We start from the raw sequence: 17,353 nt of genomic DNA, 5'->3' as shown, positions 1-17,353 counted from the left end.
TCCGCTCCGGTGCCGCTGGGCTGGTGAGGCTTTCGTCGCTTCAGGCAACGGCCTGAAGCCGGTGCGTCGCGCTCTGCACAACAGCCTCACCTGCTCCGGCCTGGCGCAAGGCACCGAACAGGTCCTTGGGGTTGGCCAGATCCGGGATCAACTGGATGCGTTCGCCCACGCCCAGTTCCAGCGCCGCATCGCGCATGAAGCGCAGGGCCGAGAAGTCCTCCAGTGCAAAACCCACCGAATCGAAAATCGTCACTTCGGCATCGCTCGCGCGGCCGGCCTCGCGGCCGGCCAGCACCTGCCACAGCTCGGTCACGGCAAAGTCGGCCGGCATCTGCTGGATCTCGCCTTCGATGCGGGTCTGGGGCGGGTACTCGACGAACACGCGGCCGCGCGTGAGCACCTCGGCCTGCAGCTCGGTCTTGCCGGGGCAGTCGCCCCCCACGGCGTTGATGTGCATGCCGGGCGCCACCATGTCGGCGGTGAGGATGGTGGCGCGGGTCTTGTCGGCCGTCACCGTGGTCACGATGTCGGCGCCGCGCACGGCCTCGGCCGTGCTGCCGCAGACGGTGACCACCAGGCCCGATGGCTGCAGGTTGGCCTGCAGCTTGGCGGTGGCGGCAGGGTCGGTGTCGTACAGCCGCACTTCGGTGATGCCCACCAGATGCTGGAAGGCCAGGGCCTGGAATTCGCTCTGCGCGCCGTTGCCGATCAGCGCCATCACCCGGCTGCCGGGCCGCGCCAGGGCCTTGGCCGCCACGGCCGACATGGCTGCCGTGCGCAAGGCGGTGGTCAGGGTCAGCTCGCTGAGCAGTTGCGGCGTGCCCGTGGCCACGTCGGCCAGCACGCCGAAGGCCATCACGGTGGACAGGCCCAGGCGCGTGTTCTTGGGGTGGCCGTTGACGTACTTGAAGGTGTAGGTCGCGTCGTCGGCAATCGGCATGAGCTCGATCGCGCCATCGGGCGAGTAGCTGGCCACCCGGGCCGACTTGTCGAAGCTCTCCCAGCGCAAGAAGTCCTCGGTGATGTTGGCGGCAATGCCAGCAAGGCAGGCCGCGAGGCCCTTGCGCCGGATCAGCTCCACCGCTTCGGGGGCGCTCAGGTAGAGGGTGGATACGCTGGTGTGGTGGGGGGTGGCGTCGTGTCGCATGGGGTGTCTCCGGTTCGGTGGCATCCAGTGTCCAGCGGGCGCGAGGCAATGTGAATCGGCAAAAATGTACCGAAATGCGCGGTTGATTGTCAAAATGGCAGCCATTGCTCACTTTCTGCACCACCACCATGGATGAACTCGACCGCTCCCTGATTGCACTGCTGCGTGGTAATGCGCGCATGAACGTCGCCGACCTGGCGCACAAGCTCGGTGTCTCCCGCGGCACGGTGACCAACCGCATCCGCAAGCTCGAAGACAGCCAGGTGATCGTGGGCTACACCGTCAAGCTGCGGCCCGAGGCCGAGCCCGACCGCATCCGTGCCTGGATGGGCGTGCTGGTCGAAGGCAACCAGTCGCGCCAGGTGGTGGCCAGCCTGCTGGGCGAGCCCGGCGTGGCCGCCCTGCACGACACCAATGGCCGCTGGGACCTGCTGGCCGAGCTGGAGGCGGGCAGCATGGCCGAGCTGGCGCAGGTGCTCGAGCGCATCCGACTGATTTCGGGCATCCGAGGCACCGAGACCAATATTCACCTCACGACCTACCGCTAGCGGTTGGCAGGCAGTGCTCAGCCGATCTGGCCGCCCAGGCTGCGTGCGGCTTCGAGCACGCTTTTCACGTAGCGCTCGTCGTAGCGGTGGGCCGGCATGGTCAGCGTGACGGCAGCAGCCACCGTGCCATCGGCGGCAAACACCGGCGCCGAGATGCCGGCCACCTCGCTGAGCCGGTCGCCCACGCTGGCCAGGTAGCCGTCGGCGCGGATGCGCGCGTACAGCGCGCGGTCATGCCGGCCGAGCGAGTTGGACAGTGCCGCGTCGAAGGCCACCAGCACGCGCCCGCCCGTGCCCCGGTCCAGCGGCAGCAGGTCGCCTGCGCGGATATGGTCGCGGATGGGGTGCGGCGAGTCCACGCGGAACTGGCACAGCCGCGCATCGCCCTGGCGCACGTGGTAGGCCGCGCTCTCGCCCGTGGCGGCCACCAGCTCGCGCAGCACGGGCAGCACCACCCGGTCGAGCGAGAACGAGGCCGCATACAGCGCATGCAGCCGCCCCACCTCGGGCCCGATGGCATAGCGGCCGTCGTCCAGGCGCTGCACCCAGCGCGCATGCTCGAGCGAGGCCAAGAGGCGCAGTGCCGTGCTCTTGTACAGCCGGGTGCGCGTGGCCAGCTCGGTCAAGGCCAGCGGCCCGTCGCCCTGGCGGAAGGCGGCCATCAAGCTCAGGGCGCGGTCCACGGCAGCCGCGCCGCCCGGGGCGGCATCGGCATCGGCAACGGATTCGGAAACGGCTTTGCGGGGCATGGAGACCAGGGTGCGCGAAGGAGTCGCCCAAGAGAATGAGGTTCTGTCTATTGAAACATTGATGCCCCCACCCGTCCAGCCCGTGCCGCAACGCCCATGAAAAAGCGGCCCGCAGGCCGCTCGGTCAGTCGCGGGGTATGGCCCGGATCAGCTCAGCTCGGTGATCAGGTCGATGTACTGCTGCTTGGCGGCATCGGCCTCGGTGCCCTTGAGCGCGTTCCACGCATCCCACTTGGCGCGGCCCACCATGTCGGAGAAGCTGGGCTTCTTTTCGGTGTTGTCGCCCACGGTGGCCTGCTTGTACAGCGCGTAGATCTTGAGCAGCGTGGCGTTGTTGGGGCGCTCGCTCAGGTTCTCGGAATTGGCTTTGGCGGCTTCGAAGGCGGCATTCAGGTCGGCCATGGGTTGCTCCTTGGGGTTCGAAAGATGGGGGAGGGAAAGAACGGTGTCGGCAATGGTTTGCGGCGTTGTATCTTACGGTCTGCACAAGGCCCTGCGCTGTGCAATCCATAGAGGCAAGCCCCCAAAACAACCACAACAGGTGTACATCCGATGGTGACCCGCATTGCTGCTCCCAACGCCACCCGCTCCGAAGGCCTGGCCAGCCCGCTGAACACCGCCTCCCAGGTCGCCCGCAAGGCGCGGGCCACCACTGCGGCCGCCGCCCAGGCCTTGCCACCCGCTGCGCGCAAGGCCGCCGGCGCGGTGCAAAAGAATGTGCGCCGCGCCGCCACCGGAATGCTCGGCCTGTCGGGCGAGCGCATGAGCAAGGTCGACACGGCCTGGCTGCGCATGGACTCGGGCAGCAACCTGATGATGATCAATGGCGTGTGGACGCTGGCCCCCGGCATCGCCTGGGAGGCGCTGTGCGAGCGCGTGCAGCAGCGCCTGCTGCAGTACCCGCGTTTTCGCCAGCGCGTGGTCGAAGACGCGGCCGGCGCCACCTGGGTCGAAGACCGCCAGTTCGATATTGCCGCCCACGTGCTGCGCGAGACCCTACCCCAGGAACCGGGCCAGAGCATGCAGCGCGCCCTGCAAGACCGCGTGGGTGAGCTGGCCATGCAGCCCCTGGACCCGCGCCGCCCGCTGTGGCAGATGCACCTGGTCGAGAACTTCACAGGCGACGACGGCCAGCAGGGCAGCGCACTGATCGTGCGCATCCACCACTGCATCGCTGACGGCATCGCCCTGATCTCGGTCACCATGTCCATCGTGGACGGGGGGTCCGAGCCGCCCAAGCGCAGCCGCAAGGAGCGCGAGGCCGCCGCGACGGCCGAGGACTGGATCGCCGATGCACTGATCAAGCCGCTGGCCGGCCTTACCGTGAAGGCGCTGGACCTGGCGGGCGATGGCGCGGCGCGCTCGTTCAAGGTGCTGGGGGACCCCGAGAAGGCCATGCAGCACGGCCTGGCTGGCACCATGGACATGGCGCGCGTGGCCTACCAGCTGGTGAGCGACGCGGCCGCTCTGGCGCTGATGCCCGACGATTCGCCCACGCGCCTGAAGGGCCAGCCCGGCCAGGCCAAGCGTGTGGCCTGGTGCCCGCCGATCCCGCTCGAAGAGGTCAAGGCCATCGGCAAGGCGCTCAACTGCTCGATCAACGACGTGCTGATGTCTTGTGTGGCGGGTGCCATCGGGGGCTATCTGCGCAGCCAGGGCGACGACCCTGCGGGCCAGGAGATCCGCGCCATGATCCCCGTGAACCTGCGTCCCATGGAGGAGGCCTGGAAGCTGGGCAACCGCTTCGGCCTGGTGCCACTGGTGCTGCCCATCGGCGTGGCCAACCCGGTGGAGCGCGTGTACGAGGTGCGCCGGCGCATGAATGCGCTCAAGGGCAGCACCCAGCCCATCCTCGCGTTCGCCATGCTGGCCGTGGCAGGCCTGATGATCAAGCCCGCACAGGACGCGCTGCTCAACCTCTTCGGCCGCAAGACCACTGCGGTGATGACCAATGTGCCCGGCCCCAAGGAGCAGCTCACGCTGTGCGGCGCGCGCGTCACGCAGTGCATGTTCTGGGTGCCGCAGTCGGGGGACATTGGCCTGGGGGTCTCCATCCTGAGCTATGGCGGCGGCGTGCAGTTCGGCGTGATCACCGACACCACGCTGTGCCCCGAGCCGCAGCTCATCATCGATGCGTTCGCGCCCGAGTTCGACCAGCTCTCGCTGCTCACGCTGATGCTGCCCTGGGGAGATTGAGATCTTGCGCTGGCTGGTCGTTCTCACGCTGGCCGTGCTGCAGCAACATCCCGCCGGCGCCGCCGTGGTGCAGGAGCATGTGCAGCGGCCCTACCCTGTGCAGTTGCAGCCAGGGCAGACATTGCGCCAGGCACTCCAGGCCGCCACGCCCATCGTGGTGAATGGCCGCCGCTTCCATGGTTACACACGCTGGAATGTGCGCTGGAACTACCGCTGGTGGCGCGAGGCCTCGGGCCGCTGCGCCATCACCGAAGTCGCCACGCGGCTGACCACGGAGGTGCAGTTGCCGGAGTCGCGCGGCGCGACTCCCCAGCAGCAGGCCACCTTTGACCGCTACCTGCGCGCCTTGGCGCAGCATGAGCAGGGGCATGCGCAGTTCGGGCGGGATGCGGCCCAGGCCATCGACCAGGGCATTGCAAGCCTGCCTGCGGCGGCCGATTGCGCCACGCTGGAGCGCAACGCCGACGCGCTGGGTCGCCGCCTGCTGCAGGAGCATGTGGAACGTGAGAAGCAGTACGACCGCGACACCGGCCACGGTGCGGCGCAAGGCGCACGGCTGGACTGAAGGCCGCTATTCGAGCCCCAAGGCGGGCAGCAGGCGCGACACGCTGGCCAGCACCGCGGGCACCGGCTCACCCAGTTGCACGCGCACGATGGCACCCTCCACCACCAGGGCCAGTGCCTGGGCATCCTGCGCCTGCGTGGCCGATGGCGGCAACAGCATGGCCAACAGGTCTGTCATGTCCTGCTTGTGGCGGCGGGCGATGGCGTTGACCTCGGGCACGGTATCGCCCAGTTCGCTCACGCTGTTGATGAAGGCGCAGCCCCGGAAGTCCTCACGGGTGAACCACTCGCCCAACGCAGGGGCCAGTGCGACCAATCCGGTGCCAGCCTTGCCATGGCGCGCCAGCGCATCGGCGAACCAGGCCATCCACAGGGCATGCCGCATCTCCAGGTAGGCGCAGACGAGATCGTTCTTGCTCGGAAAGTGCCGGTAGAAGGTCACCTTGGTCACCCCCGACTCGGCAATCACCTTGTCGATGCCGGTGGCGCGGATGCCCTCGCGGTAGAACAACCGGTGCGCTGTGTACAGCAGGCGGTCCCGGGCAGGCAGGTGTTTGACGTCAGTGGTCGGAGCAAGCAGCATGGCGCATTGTAGACAAGTCTGTCTACGTGCGGATATGATGATCACGTAGACAGACCTGTCCACATGACTTCCACCCTTTCCAACCGAGGTACTGCCCATGGAATCCCGCCCGCCCCTGCCTCCCTTCACCCTGGAGACCGCGATCCAGAAAGTCCGCCTGGCCGAAGACGGCTGGAATTCGCGCGACCCGGCGCGCGTGGCGCTGGCCTATACGCAAGACACACGCTGGCGCAACCGGGCCGAGTTCCCCGTGGGGCGCGAGGCCGCGCAGCAGTTTCTCGAGCGCAAGTGGGCGCGCGAACTCGACTACCGGCTCATCAAGGAGATCTGGGCGTTCAGCTCGCACCGCATCGGGGTGCGCTTTGCCTACGAATGGCACGACGACGCCGGCAACTGGTACCGCAGCCACGGCAATGAGAACTGGGAATTCAACGACGCCGGGCTGATGGCCGTGCGCCACGCCAGCATCAACGACCAGCCGATCAAGGCGGCGGACCGGCTGTTCCACTGGCCCCAGGGTCGGCGCCCGGACGACCATCCGGGTCTGACCGAACTGGGCCTTTGAGTCAGCGGCTCAGGCCGTCGATAGCCTGGAACATGGACTGCCGGGCCTGGCTCACGATCTGGCCCTTCCAGGCGTCGGTGTCGGTGTAGAACGCTTCCAGCATCTGCGCCTTGATCTGCTTTGCCTGCCCGGCCGGCGCCTGGGGGTGCAGGTTGAGCCACTGCTCGGCGCGGATGGCGTTCATCACGTCAAGTACCGGCACGGTGCCGTATTCCATCGCGATGCCGGTGCTCTCGGCGTGCGGGCATTCATCGTAGATCGCGTTCCACATCAGCCCGGTGAGGAAGGCCGAGGTCGATGATCCGTCGTAGATGGAGGTCACCGGCGTCGCGCCGCCGCCATCCCACCAGGCGCGGGCGCGGGCCACCGAGGCGTCGTCGTCCTTGCCCGCGTAGATGCGTTCGCCGTGGCCACTGGGGCCCAGGCCGGTGTGCAGGTCGATCCAGGCGATCTGCGAGGCACGGGCACCATGCTGGCGCAGCACCTGGCGCAGCGTGCGGTTGCTCCAGGTGGGCTCAGTGCCGCCGAAGAACACGCCTTCGGGAAACTCGTGCTGGCCGCGCGAGATGGCGGCCTGCCAGGATGCCTCGCCCTTGGTGTCTATGTACCACTGCACGGCCGCCAGGTTGTCGGCCGACGGTGGCCACACTTCAGGCAGCAGCAGCGGCTGCACCTCGCGGTAGGCCTCGTTCACGGGCAGAGGCTTTGAAAAGTCCTGGAAGTTTCGGTTCAGGTCCACGTTCTCGTGCGTGAAGCGGCGCACGTGCGAAAAGCCGTAGGGGTTGAGCGCATGGATGTAGAGCGTGGCCACGCCCGCCGCGTGCGCCTTGTCGCGCCACTCCTGGTCGTGCAGTGCATGCACCTGCACCCCGCTGCCGCAGTAGCCTTCCACGCCATGGCAGGCGCTGCTCACGATGAGCAGCTTGGTCGCATCGCCCGGCCCGTCGCGCACCACGTCCATGGCAAGGTCTTCACCATCACGCCCTTTGAGTGGGTGGGCATGCGACTCGATGGGCAGGCCCGCCGCGGCCGCGCCCTCGAGAAACTTCTTGCGGGCCTGGGCGTAGCTGGGCGAAAAGGCGTCGACGATGCCGATCATGGGGCGGTTGCTTTCGTGGGTGGGGTCGGGAACACAAGAAAACCCGGAGCGCGCGAGGGCACCCGGGGCTTCAGGAAAGAGACGACAACAGGGGTGTCAGGCCGTCGTGGGCTGCGCCAGCCAGTCCTCGGCCAGCTTCACCCAGTAGGTCGCACCCAGCGGGATCAGGTCGTCGTTGAAGTCGTAGCTCGGGTTGTGCAGCGTGCAGGGGCCGCCGCCATGGCCCATCTCGCGGTGCGCACCGTCGCCGTTGGCGATGAAGCAGTAGGCACCGGGCTTGGCCTGCAGCATGAAGGCAAAGTCCTCGGCGCCCATGGTGGGCTCCTGCACCAGCACGTTGGCCTCGCCGACGATGCCGGCCATGACCTTGCGCGCGAACTCGGCCTCGGCCGGCGAGTTCACGGTGGGCGGGTAGTTGCGGTGAAAGTGGAACTCGCAGGTGGCGTCGTGCGCGGCGCAGGTGTGCTCGGCCACCTGCTTCATGCGCTTTTCGATCATGTCCAGCACCTCGATGGAGAAGGTGCGCACCGTGCCCTGCAGCTCGCAGCTGTCGGGCACCACGTTGGTGGCCTCGCCCGCATGCACCATGGTCACCGAGATCACGCCCGCATCCACCGGCTTCTTGTTGCGGCTGATGATGGTCTGGAAGGCCTGCACCATCTGGCAGGCGATCGGCACCGGGTCGATGCCGTTGTGCGGCAACGCCGCATGGCTGCCCTTGCCGCGGATGGTGATCTTGAACTCGTTGCTCGACGCCATCACCGGGCCGGGGCTCACGGCGAACTGGCCCACGGGCATGCCGGGCCAGTTGTGCATGCCGTACACCGCCTGCATGGGGAACTGTTCGAACAGGCCGTCGGTGATCATCTCGCGCGCACCGCCACCGCCCTCTTCGGCCGGCTGGAAGATCAGGTACACGGTGCCGTCGAAGTTGCGGTGCTTGGCGAAGTGCTGCGCCGCCGCCAGCAGCATGGCGGTATGGCCATCGTGCCCGCAGGCGTGCATCTTGCCGGTGTGCTTGCTGGCATGGGCAAAGGTGTTGAACTCCTGCATGGGCAGCGCATCCATGTCGGCGCGCAGGCCAATGGCCCGGCCGCTGGCACCCCCGTCGCGCCCCTTGACGATGCCCACCACGCCCGTGGTGCCCAGGCCCCGGTGGATGGGAATGCCCCACTCGGTGAGCTTGTTGGCCACGACGTCGGCCGTGCGCACCTCTTGGAAGCACAGCTCGGGGTGGGCGTGAATGTCCCGGCGCACCGCTGCAATACTGGCCGCCTGGGTGACGATGGAGTCAATAACGTTCATGATATGTGTCCTTACGATTTCACAGTCTAGCCCGAGAGCAACCAGCGTGCCAACCCGGGTTATTTACTACACGAGCCCTTTTCATGATTTCACCCCAAGCCCTCGAACTGGCGCAATCCCTGGTACGCATGAACACCGTGAGCCACAACTCCAACCTGGAGTTGATCCACTTCATCCGCGACCACCTGGGCCAACTGGGCGTGAAAAGCCGCCTGACCTACAACGCCGACAAGACCAAGGCCAACCTGTTCGCCACGCTGGGCGAGGGCAAGCCCGCCGGGGTGATCCTCTCGGGCCACACCGACACCGTGCCATGGGACGGCCAGGATTGGACGATGGACCCGCTGAGCGCCCTCGTCAAGGACGGCAACCTGTACGGTCGGGGCAGCGCCGACATGAAGGCCTTCATCGGCATCGCGGTCTCGCATGCCGAACAGTTCCTCGCCAGCGACGCCCCGTTTGCCCTGCACTTTGCCTTCAGCTACGACGAGGAGGTGGGCTGCTTCGGCGTCAAGGAGCTGATCGCCGACCTGCGCGACGCCAGCATCCGCCCGCTGGCCTGCATCGTGGGCGAGCCCACGAGCATGGTGCCGGCCATCGCGCACAAGGGTGTGTACCGCTACAAATGCTGCGTGCGCGGCAAGGAGGCACATTCGTCCCTCACGCCGCAGTCGGTGAACGCCATCGAGATGGCGGCGCGCGTGGTCGGCCGGGTGCGTGACATGGCCGAGGGCTTCGAGCGCAGCGAGCCTCGCTTCGAGGGCTTCGACGTGCCGTTCTCCACCGCCAGCGTGGGCCAGTTCCATGGCGGCATTGCCGACAACGTGGTGCCGCGCGACGCCGAGTTCCGCTACGAATTCCGCGACCTGCCCACCGCCAACGCCGCCCAGATGCAGTCCGAGGTGTTGGCCTATGCGCGCTCGCTCGAACCCGCGATGCAGAAGGTGGCCCCGCAGACGGGCTTTTCTTTCGAGACCATCTGCGAGATCCCGAGCTTTCTGGGCAACAAGGACGATGCCGTGACCCGCCTGGCGCAGGAACTCAGCGGCGAGCAAGGCACCACCCTGGTGGCCTTCGGCACCGAAGCGGGGCTGTTCAAGAACGCCGGCATCCCCACGGTGGTGTGCGGCCCCGGCAGCATCCAGCAGGCGCACCAGCCCGATGAGTTCGTGAGCCTTGCGCAATTGGGCCGCTGCGAGGCCTTCATGCAGGGGCTGGCACGCACCAAGGCCTTCGGCTGAAACAGGAAGGCCGTCAGGTCCTCACGCGCCCATCACCGGTCAGCATCGACATTTCCACAAAATGCGATGCCGCATGGTCCGTGGCGCTGTACGACACCTGAAAGCCCGAGATGGCCTGCGAGCCCAGGCCTTCGAGCCCGGCGATCAGGCCTTCGCGGGTGATCTTGCCGCTGCCATTGGCCTGGCGCAGGCCCTCGGCAAAGACGCGCGCAGCGACATAGCCCTCCATGCTGGAGTAGTTGGCCTGCACCTTGTCGCCACCTTTCTTGATGGCTTCGAGGAACTCGCGCGTGATCTGGCGCGAGGGCTGGTAGGGCGAGGGCATGACCTGCGAGACCACCACCCCGGCACCGTCCTTGCCCAGTTCGTCGGCCAAGGCCTGCGTACCCACGAAGGACACGTTGTAGAACGTGCCGCCAAACCCCGCCTTGCGCGCGGCGCGCACGAAGGCGGCGCTGCCCGCATAGGCGGCGATCTGCACCACCGCATCGGGCTTGGCGGCCACCAGCTTGTCCACCGCAGCCTTCACGTCCACCGAGTTGCGCTCCACGGTGGCCGTGGCGGCGGGCGCCAGCTTCTGCTCGGTCAGCGCACGCACCACGCCGTCGAGCCCGGCCTTGCCATAGGCATCATTCTGGTAGAAGACCGCGATCTTCTTGATCCCCAGGTTGGTGAGCTGGCGCACGATGAGCGCGGTTTCGTCGTAGTACGAGGCTCGCACGTGGAACACCAGCCGGTTGAACGGCTGGCGCAATGCCTCGGCCCCCGTGAACGGGCCGAAGAACGGCACCTTCTCCTTGGTGAACAGGGGCAGCGCGGCCAGGCTGGTAGGGGTGCCGATGTAGCCGAACAGCGCAAACACGTCGTCGGCCATGAGCTTCTTGGTGTTCTCGGCGCAGCGGTCGGGCTCGTAGCCATCGTCGAGGGTGCGGATCTCGATCTGCCGCTTGCCCACGCCGCCCTGGGCATTGAGCTGGTCGAAGAACAGCTTGGCGCCCTGGTGGAACTGGATGCCCAGTTGCGCCGCCGGGCCGGTGAAAGGGGCCGACTGGCCCAGCACAATGCGCCCTTCGCCTTGCGCCTGGGCCATCTGGAAGCCGCCAAGCGCCGCTGCGCCCAGCCCCACCGAAAACTGCCTGCGCCCCACTACAGTCTGGTTCATGGTGAAATCCTGGTTTCAGGGCTTTGCGCCCCATTTGCCATCGCCGCAAGGCGACCCCTCTGGAAGGGCGCGCCACGAGCGCGCAGCCTCCAGCCCCGCAGCCAGTTTAACGACCAGCCCACCAAATGCCCACGATTTCGGCCTCTGTCCCCACTGATTCCGTGCCCTTTGCCGTGCGCGGCGCCTGCCCGCACGACTGCCCCGACACCTGTGCGCTGATCACCACCGTGGTCGATGGCGTGGCCACGCGGGTGCAGGGCAACCCCGACCACGCACACACCGATGGCGTGCTGTGTGCCAAGGTTTCGCGCTACACCGAGCGCAGCTACCACCCGGAGCGGGTGCTCACCCCCCTCAAGCGCACCGGCCCCAAGGGCAGCGGGCAGTTCACCCCGGTCACCTGGGACGAGGCGCTGGCCGACATCGCGCAGCGCCTGTCCACCATCGCCGCGCGCGACCCTGAGGCCATACTGCCCTACAGCTACGCCGGCACCATGGGCATGGTGCAGGGCGAGAGCATGGACCGGCGCTTCTTCAATCAATTGGGCGCCTCGCTGCTGGACCGCACCATCTGTGCGTCGGCCGGTGCCGAGGCCCTGGTGCAGACCCTGGGCGGCAAGGTCGGCATGAAGGTCGAGTTCTTCGCCGAGGCGCAGCTGATCCTGATCTGGGGCAGCAACTCCATCGGCAGCAACCTGCACTTCTGGCGCTATGCGCAGCAGGCCAAGCGCAATGGCGCCCGGCTGGTCTGCATCGACCCGCGCAAGACCGAGACGGCCGACAAGTGCCACGAGCACATCGCCCTGCGCCCCGGCACCGATGCCGCGCTGGCCCTGGCGCTGATGCACGAACTGATCGCCCACGACTGGCTGGACCACGACTACATCGCGCGCCACACCCTGGGCTGGGAGGGCCTGCGCGAGCGCGCCCTGCAGTGGCCGCCCGAGCGCGCGGCCGAGGTCTGCGGCGTGCCCGTGGAGCAGATCCGCCAGTTGGCGAAGGACTACGGCACCACCCAACCCGCCGCCATCCGCCTGAACTACGGCATGCAGCGCGTGCGCGGTGGCGGCAACGCCGTGCGCGCCGTCACCTGCCTGCCCGCGCTCACGGGGGCCTGGCGCCACCGCGCGGGCGGCATGCTGCTGTCGAGCTCGGGCCAGTACCCGGTGCAGCGCGCGGTGCTGCAGCGCCCCGACCTGCTGGCGGGGCGCCAGCCGCGCACCATCAACATGTCCACCATCGGCGACGACCTGCTGCGCCCGGCCTCGCCCGCCTTCGGCCCGCAGGTGCAGGCCGTGGTGGTCTACAACAGCAACCCCGTGGCCGTGGCGCCCGAGTCGGGCAAGGTGGTGCAGGGCTTTGCGCGCGAAGACCTGTTCACCGTGGTGTTGGAGCACTTTCACACCGATACAGCCGACTACGCCGACTACATCTTGCCGGCCACCACGCAGCTCGAGCACTGGGACGTGCACCTGTCGTACGGCCACACCGATGTGGTGCTCAACCGGCCGGCCATCGCGCCGCTGGGCCAGGCGCGCTCGAACGCGCAGATCTTCCGCGACCTGGCGGCCCGCCTGGGCTACACCAACCCCTGCTTTGCCGACAGCGACGAGACGCTGTGCCGCCAGGCCTTCGGCGATGCGGTGGACTTCGCACTGCTCGAATCGCAGGGCTTTGCCACGCTGGCCATGCCCGATGCGCCGTTTGCCGAAGGGCAATTCCCCTCGCCCTCGGGCAGGTGCGAGTTCTACAGCGCGCGCCTGGCCGCGCAGGGCCTGGACGGCCTGCCCGACCATCTGCCCAACTACGAGCTGCAGGGCAGCTCGGCCCAGTACCCGCTGGCCATGATCTCGCCGCCGGCGCGCAACTTCCTGAACTCCAGCTTCGTCAACGTGCAGAGCCTGCGCGACATCGAAGGCCGGCCGCTGCTGGAGATCCACCCCGACGACGCCGAGGCGCGCGGCATTGCCAACGACAGCATCGTGCGCGTGTTCAATGCCCGGGGCAGCTACCGCTGCCACGCCAGCGTGTCGCGCCGCGCCCGGCCCGGCGTGGTCAACGGCATGGGCATCTGGTGGCGCAAGCTGGGCCTGGACGGCACCAACGTCAACGAGATCACCAGCCAGGCCCTGACCGACCTGGGCCGCGCCCCCACCTTCTACGACTGCCTGGTGGAGGTGGAGGCCGTGGACGCGACGGACGCCGTGGCCTGAACCTTCACCCCGGCGCCAGCGCCAGGAAGTGGTGCACCACGGGCTTGCCGGGCCCCTGATGGAAGCGCAGCGCCTGGGCCTGCAGGTCGGCATCGGCCTGGGAGACGCGGTCGTGCTGGCGCAGGTGCTCGGCCCAGGACTCGACCAGGAACCATTCGATCACGCGCTCCGGCTCGCCCGTGTGCTCGGCCACGCCCCAGGCATAGGCCCCGTCACGGCGGCGCTCCGTGGCCACCAGTTGCATGGCCTGCAGGAAGGCCGGCTGGTCGGCCTTGCGGATGCGGTACTCCACCTGCACCATCACCGGACCACGGTCGTGCGCAACGGGCTCGGCCAGCAGGGGCTCGGGCCAGTGGCGCGAGGGCTGCAGGTCCGCCTCGCCCGTGGGCAGCTTCACGCGATGGAACACGAAGGCCACCACCACCAGCCCGGCCGCACCGATGAGCAAGGTGGTAGGCAGCCCCGCCTGCCCCGCCACCAGGCCCCAGCCCAGGCTGCCGGCGGCCATGGCGCCGTTGAACACCATGAGGTAGATGGCCAGGCCGCGCCCGCGCACCCAGTTGGGCAGCACGGCCTGGGCAACACCGTTGAGTGTGGTCAGCGCGATGATCCAGCCCAGGCCCAGCACCATCATCAGCACCACGGCGGCCCATTGCGGCGGCGCCAGGGTCAGCGCGCCCATCACGGTCGCCGTGAGCAGCGAGGCGGTGAGCACCAGGCCATCGGTATCGAGCCGGCGGCGCAGCCGGGGCAGCAGCACGGCACCCAGAATGGCACCCGCCCCCACGGCACCCAGCAGCACGCCATAGAAGCCGGCCGAGCCGCCCAGCATGCGCCGGGCCACCAGCGGCAACAGCGCCCACACCGAGCTGGCGAACAGGAAGAACACCGCTGCGCGCAGCAGCACCACGTGCAGCTCGCGGCTGGCGCGGGCATAGCGCACGCCGGCCCGGAAGGCGCCGAAGAACTGCTCGTTGCGCCCCGTGTCCACGGCGGGCGGCCGGCGCCACCACAGCAATGCCGCCACCACGAACACATAGCTCAGCACGTCGAGGCCATAGGCAGCGGCCGCGCCGAAGCTGGCCAGCAGCAGGCCGCCCACCGCAGGGCCCACGGCCCGTGCGATGTTGATGCCCAGCGAGTTGAGCGCCACGGCGTTGCGCAGTTCGCTGCGCGGCACCAGCTCGGGCACGATGGACTGCCAGGTTGGCCCCATGAGGGCCGCACCCACGCCACCCAGGAAGGTCAGCGCGATCAGGTACTCCACCGTGAGGGTGTGGGTCTGCGCCAGCAGCAGCAGGCCGCCGCTGACACCGGCCAGCAGGATCTGCACACCGATCAGGAAGCGCCGCCGGTCCAGGATGTCCGACAGCACACCCGCCGGCAGCGCCAGCAAAAAGATCGGCAGCGTGGCCGCCGTCTGCACCAGGGCCACGGCCGTGGGGCTGGTGGACAGCTCGGTCACCATCCAGGCGCTGGCCACATCGCGCATGAAGCTGCCGATATTGCCCAGCACCGTGGCGGCCCACAGCACCGCGAACACCGGCAGGCGCAACGGAGCGAAGCTGCCGGACGGCGCAGCGGGCACTGCCGCCGGCGCAGGGGTTTCAGGATGTTGGTGCTCGTGTTCATGTGCCATGCAGGCCTCCCAGGTCGTGCCAGGCCACGAGCACGAAACCGCCCGCCAGACCCCAGTGTTCAAAGAATGCGTTGGCTGCGCGCCGGCGCTCTGCCGGTGCTGCCTGCCAGAAGCGGTCGGCCACGAAGGCCGCCAGCACCGTGAAGCCTGCGAGCGCCAGCGCCCCGACCCACCGATACCAGCCCGAAACCACCAGGGCCGAGGCCCCGAGTTGCAATGCGATGGTGGCGGCCGCCAGCGGCGCGGCCGGCGCCAGGCCGAAGTGCCGCATCTCGGCCACGGCACCGGCGAAATCGCGCGCCTTGGCGAAGCCACCCTGCAGGTAGGCTGCGCACAGGCACAGCAGGGCCAGCGACTGCACCCAGGGTGCGGTCGCTGCGGAGTGAAGGGCCTCGGCCATCACACCGCCCAGCAGGCGCAGCCCAGAGCGCCCCAGAAGCCCTTGAGGTCGGCAATCGGCAGCTGGCTGCTCCAGGCCGTGGCGTGCTGGTGGCCGTGCACATTGCAGTCGTTGGCGCAGGCACAGGCGGCCGCCGCCTGGCGCAGGGCCGCCTGCAAGGGCTTGCCTTCCTGGTCGCCCCAGCCACCGTAGCCGCCGAAGGTGCGCACCGGCGACCAGTCGGGCATGGCGGGCGGCGGCGCGGCACCGTCGTGCGCGGCGAATTCGCCCACGCCGTAGACCACCTTGCCGCCCACCACGGTGAGCAGGGCCGTGGTGTCGGCGATGTCGGACTCGGGGCAGGCGAAGAAGTCGCGGTCGGGCACCACCAGGTCGGCGAGTTGGCCCACCTCGATGCGGCCCTTCTTGCCCTCCTCGTTGGAAAACCAGGTCACGTTCTCGGTCCACATGCGCAGCGCGGCTTCGCGGTCCAGGCAGTTGCGCTGCGGGGTCAGCTGCAGGCCACCCACCGTCTTGCCCGTGACCAGCCAGGACAGCGACACCCAGGGGTTGTACGAGGCCACGCGCGTGGCGTCGGTGCCGGCGGAGACCTTGACGCCTTTTTCGAGCATGCGCTTGACGGGCGGCGTGGCCTCGGCGGCGCCTGCGCCGTAGCGTTCGACGAAATACTCGCCCTGGTAGGCCATGCGGTGCTGCACGGCCACGCCTCCGCCCAGTGCGGCGATGCGGTCGATGGAGCGCTCCGAAATCGTCTCGGCATGGTCGAAGAACCAGTTCAAGCCGGCCAGCGGCGTGTCGCGGTTCACCTTCTCGAACACGTCGAGCGCGCGGGTGATGGTTTCGTCGTAGGTGGCATGCATGCGCCAGGGCCAGCGGTTCTGCGCCAGGATGCGCACCACGCCCTCCAGGTCGTCTTCCATCTCCGGGCCCATGTCGGGCCGGGGCTGGCGGAAGTCCTCGAAGTCGGCGGCCGAGAACACCAGCATCTCGCCCGCGCCGTTGTGGCGAAAGTAATCCGTGCCCTGCTTGTACTGCGAGGTCGCCGTCCAGTGCAGGAAGTCCTCTTTCTCCTGCTTGGGCTTTTGCGTGAACAGGTTGTAGGCCAGGCGGATGGTGAGCTGGTCGGCGTCGGCCAGTTCCTGGATCACGGCGTAGTCGTCAGGATAGGCCTGGAAGCCCCCGCCCGCATCGATGGCGCCAGTGACACCCAGGCGGTTGAGCTCGCGCATGAAGTGGCGCGTGGAATTGACCTGGTACTCGTGCGGCAGCTTCGGGCCCTTGGCCAGCGTGGCGTACAGGATGGCGGCATTGGGCTTGGCCAGCAACAGGCCAGTGGGGTTGCCCGCGCTGTCGCGCACGATCTCGCCGCCCGGGGGCGCGGGCGTCTCGCGCGTGTAGCCCACGGCGCGCAGCGCGGCGGCATTGAGCAGGGCTCGGTCGTACAGGTGCAGGATGAACACCGGCGTATCGGGCGCCACGGCATTGAGCTCGGCAATCGTGGGCAGGCGCTTTTCGGCGAACTGGTGTTCGGTGAAGCCCCCCACCACGCGCACCCACTGCGGCGCAGGCGTCACCGCCACCTGGCGGCGCAGCATGGCCATGGCGTCGGCCAGGCTGCGCACGCCGTCCCAGCGCAGCTCCATGTTGAAGTTCAGGCCGCCACGGATGATGTGCAGGTGGTTGTCGATGAGCCCGGGCAGCACAGAGCGGCCCTGCAGGTCGATGACGCGCGTGCCGGGGCCGGCCAGCGGCAGGATCTCGCGGTCCGCACCGACCTGGGCGAAGCGGCCGCCCGCGATGGCCACGGCGCTGGCCGTGGGCTGGGCCCGGTTGAGCGTGGTGAAGCGGCCGTGGTGCAGGATCAGGTCGGGCGTGCTGGTCTGGGCCATGGGAGAGGTTCCTTCAGAGGCGGGAGATGGCGAGGTGCCGCAGTATCGGGCAC

The 17,353-nt window shown here is 68.4% G+C and carries 16 protein-coding genes; 6 read left to right on the top strand and 10 right to left on the bottom strand.

Translation table 11 applies throughout. The features are described from left to right. Positions 1-40: 40 nt before the first annotated feature. Positions 41-1,147 (bottom strand): ornithine cyclodeaminase, encoded by a 1,107-nt coding sequence (locus ACSQ3Y_RS04555; RefSeq protein ID WP_057199849.1) that lies wholly within the window; start codon positions 1,145-1,147, stop codon positions 41-43. Positions 1,148-1,275: 128 nt separating this feature from the next. On the opposite strand from ACSQ3Y_RS04555, the gene ACSQ3Y_RS04550 reads away from it, so the two are divergent. Further along, positions 1,276-1,695 (top strand): Lrp/AsnC family transcriptional regulator, encoded by a 420-nt coding sequence (locus tag ACSQ3Y_RS04550; RefSeq protein ID WP_057200222.1) that lies wholly within the window; start codon positions 1,276-1,278, stop codon positions 1,693-1,695. 17 nt (positions 1,696-1,712) lie between these two features. Here the strand turns inward: ACSQ3Y_RS04550 and ACSQ3Y_RS04545 are convergent, their stop codons facing one another. Beyond that, complete coding sequence (locus ACSQ3Y_RS04545) at positions 1,713-2,444, bottom strand: IclR family transcriptional regulator (RefSeq protein ID WP_057199848.1); 732 nt, start codon at positions 2,442-2,444, stop codon at positions 1,713-1,715. 147 nt (positions 2,445-2,591) lie between these two features. Next, positions 2,592-2,846, bottom strand: a complete 255-nt coding sequence (locus tag ACSQ3Y_RS04540; RefSeq protein WP_007860945.1) for an acyl-CoA-binding protein — start codon at positions 2,844-2,846, stop codon at positions 2,592-2,594. A gap of 150 nt (positions 2,847-2,996) precedes the next feature. Here ACSQ3Y_RS04540 and ACSQ3Y_RS04535 point away from each other — a divergent pair, with 150 nt between their 5' ends. Next, positions 2,997-4,640: a wax ester/triacylglycerol synthase family O-acyltransferase gene (locus ACSQ3Y_RS04535; RefSeq protein ID WP_436176558.1), complete on the top strand. Its 1,644-nt coding sequence runs from the start codon at positions 2,997-2,999 to the stop codon at positions 4,638-4,640. Between the two features lie 4 nt (positions 4,641-4,644). Next, positions 4,645-5,205 carry a DUF922 domain-containing Zn-dependent protease gene (locus ACSQ3Y_RS04530; protein ID WP_436176557.1) on the top strand — a complete coding sequence of 187 codons (561 nt, stop codon included), beginning with the start codon at positions 4,645-4,647 and terminating at the stop codon, positions 5,203-5,205. A gap of 6 nt (positions 5,206-5,211) precedes the next feature. Here ACSQ3Y_RS04530 and ACSQ3Y_RS04525 read toward each other — a convergent pair whose 3' ends face one another. Then, complete coding sequence (locus tag ACSQ3Y_RS04525) at positions 5,212-5,787, bottom strand: TetR/AcrR family transcriptional regulator (protein WP_436176556.1); 576 nt, start codon at positions 5,785-5,787, stop codon at positions 5,212-5,214. Positions 5,788-5,884: 97 nt separating this feature from the next. On the opposite strand from ACSQ3Y_RS04525, the gene ACSQ3Y_RS04520 reads away from it, so the two are divergent. Continuing rightward, on the top strand, positions 5,885-6,352 hold the full coding sequence (locus ACSQ3Y_RS04520; RefSeq protein WP_428002706.1) for a DUF1348 family protein: 468 nt from the start codon (positions 5,885-5,887) through the stop codon (positions 6,350-6,352). A gap of 1 nt (position 6,353) precedes the next feature. Here the strand turns inward: ACSQ3Y_RS04520 and ACSQ3Y_RS04515 are convergent, their stop codons facing one another. Both ACSQ3Y_RS04515 and ACSQ3Y_RS04510 read right to left on the bottom strand, forming a co-directional pair. Then, positions 6,354-7,451, bottom strand: coding sequence for a M14 family metallopeptidase (locus ACSQ3Y_RS04515; RefSeq protein ID WP_436176555.1), 1,098 nt, complete (start codon positions 7,449-7,451; stop codon positions 6,354-6,356). Between the two features lie 96 nt (positions 7,452-7,547). Beyond that, positions 7,548-8,756: a M20 aminoacylase family protein gene (locus ACSQ3Y_RS04510; protein ID WP_428002708.1), complete on the bottom strand. Its 1,209-nt coding sequence runs from the start codon at positions 8,754-8,756 to the stop codon at positions 7,548-7,550. An 83-nt stretch (positions 8,757-8,839) separates the two neighbouring features. On the opposite strand from ACSQ3Y_RS04510, the gene argE reads away from it, so the two are divergent. After that, complete coding sequence (argE, locus tag ACSQ3Y_RS04505; protein ID WP_428002709.1) at positions 8,840-9,997, top strand: acetylornithine deacetylase; 1,158 nt, start codon at positions 8,840-8,842, stop codon at positions 9,995-9,997. Between the two features lie 13 nt (positions 9,998-10,010). Here argE and ACSQ3Y_RS04500 read toward each other — a convergent pair whose 3' ends face one another. Continuing rightward, entirely contained in the window at positions 10,011-11,159 is a 1,149-nt protein-coding gene (locus tag ACSQ3Y_RS04500) for an ABC transporter substrate-binding protein (RefSeq protein ID WP_436176554.1), read from the bottom strand. A gap of 125 nt (positions 11,160-11,284) precedes the next feature. Here ACSQ3Y_RS04500 and ACSQ3Y_RS04495 point away from each other — a divergent pair, with 125 nt between their 5' ends. Next, positions 11,285-13,372 carry a molybdopterin-containing oxidoreductase family protein gene (locus tag ACSQ3Y_RS04495; RefSeq protein WP_436176553.1) on the top strand — a complete coding sequence of 696 codons (2,088 nt, stop codon included), beginning with the start codon at positions 11,285-11,287 and terminating at the stop codon, positions 13,370-13,372. Between the two features lie 4 nt (positions 13,373-13,376). Here the strand turns inward: ACSQ3Y_RS04495 and ACSQ3Y_RS04490 are convergent, their stop codons facing one another. Genes ACSQ3Y_RS04490 through ACSQ3Y_RS04480 form a run of 3 tightly spaced genes read right to left on the bottom strand, consistent with a single transcriptional unit; the run spans position 13,377 to position 17,300 of the window. Beyond that, positions 13,377-15,011, bottom strand: coding sequence for an MFS transporter (locus tag ACSQ3Y_RS04490; protein ID WP_436176552.1), 1,635 nt, complete (start codon positions 15,009-15,011; stop codon positions 13,377-13,379). Continuing rightward, positions 15,001-15,411 carry a DoxX family protein gene (locus ACSQ3Y_RS04485; protein WP_057266520.1) on the bottom strand — a complete coding sequence of 137 codons (411 nt, stop codon included), beginning with the start codon at positions 15,409-15,411 and terminating at the stop codon, positions 15,001-15,003. Before ACSQ3Y_RS04485 ends, ACSQ3Y_RS04490 begins: the two co-directional genes overlap by 11 nt. Continuing rightward, positions 15,411-17,300, bottom strand: coding sequence for an amidohydrolase (locus tag ACSQ3Y_RS04480; protein WP_428002713.1), 1,890 nt, complete (start codon positions 17,298-17,300; stop codon positions 15,411-15,413). Before ACSQ3Y_RS04480 ends, ACSQ3Y_RS04485 begins: the two co-directional genes overlap by 1 nt. Positions 17,301-17,353: the final 53 nt, after the last annotated feature.

Source organism: Acidovorax sp. LjRoot66 (assembly GCF_964253305.1).
In the GTDB taxonomy this organism is placed as follows: domain Bacteria; phylum Pseudomonadota; class Gammaproteobacteria; order Burkholderiales; family Burkholderiaceae_C; genus Acidovorax.
This window is presented reverse-complemented; position numbering and strand designations above follow the sequence as displayed.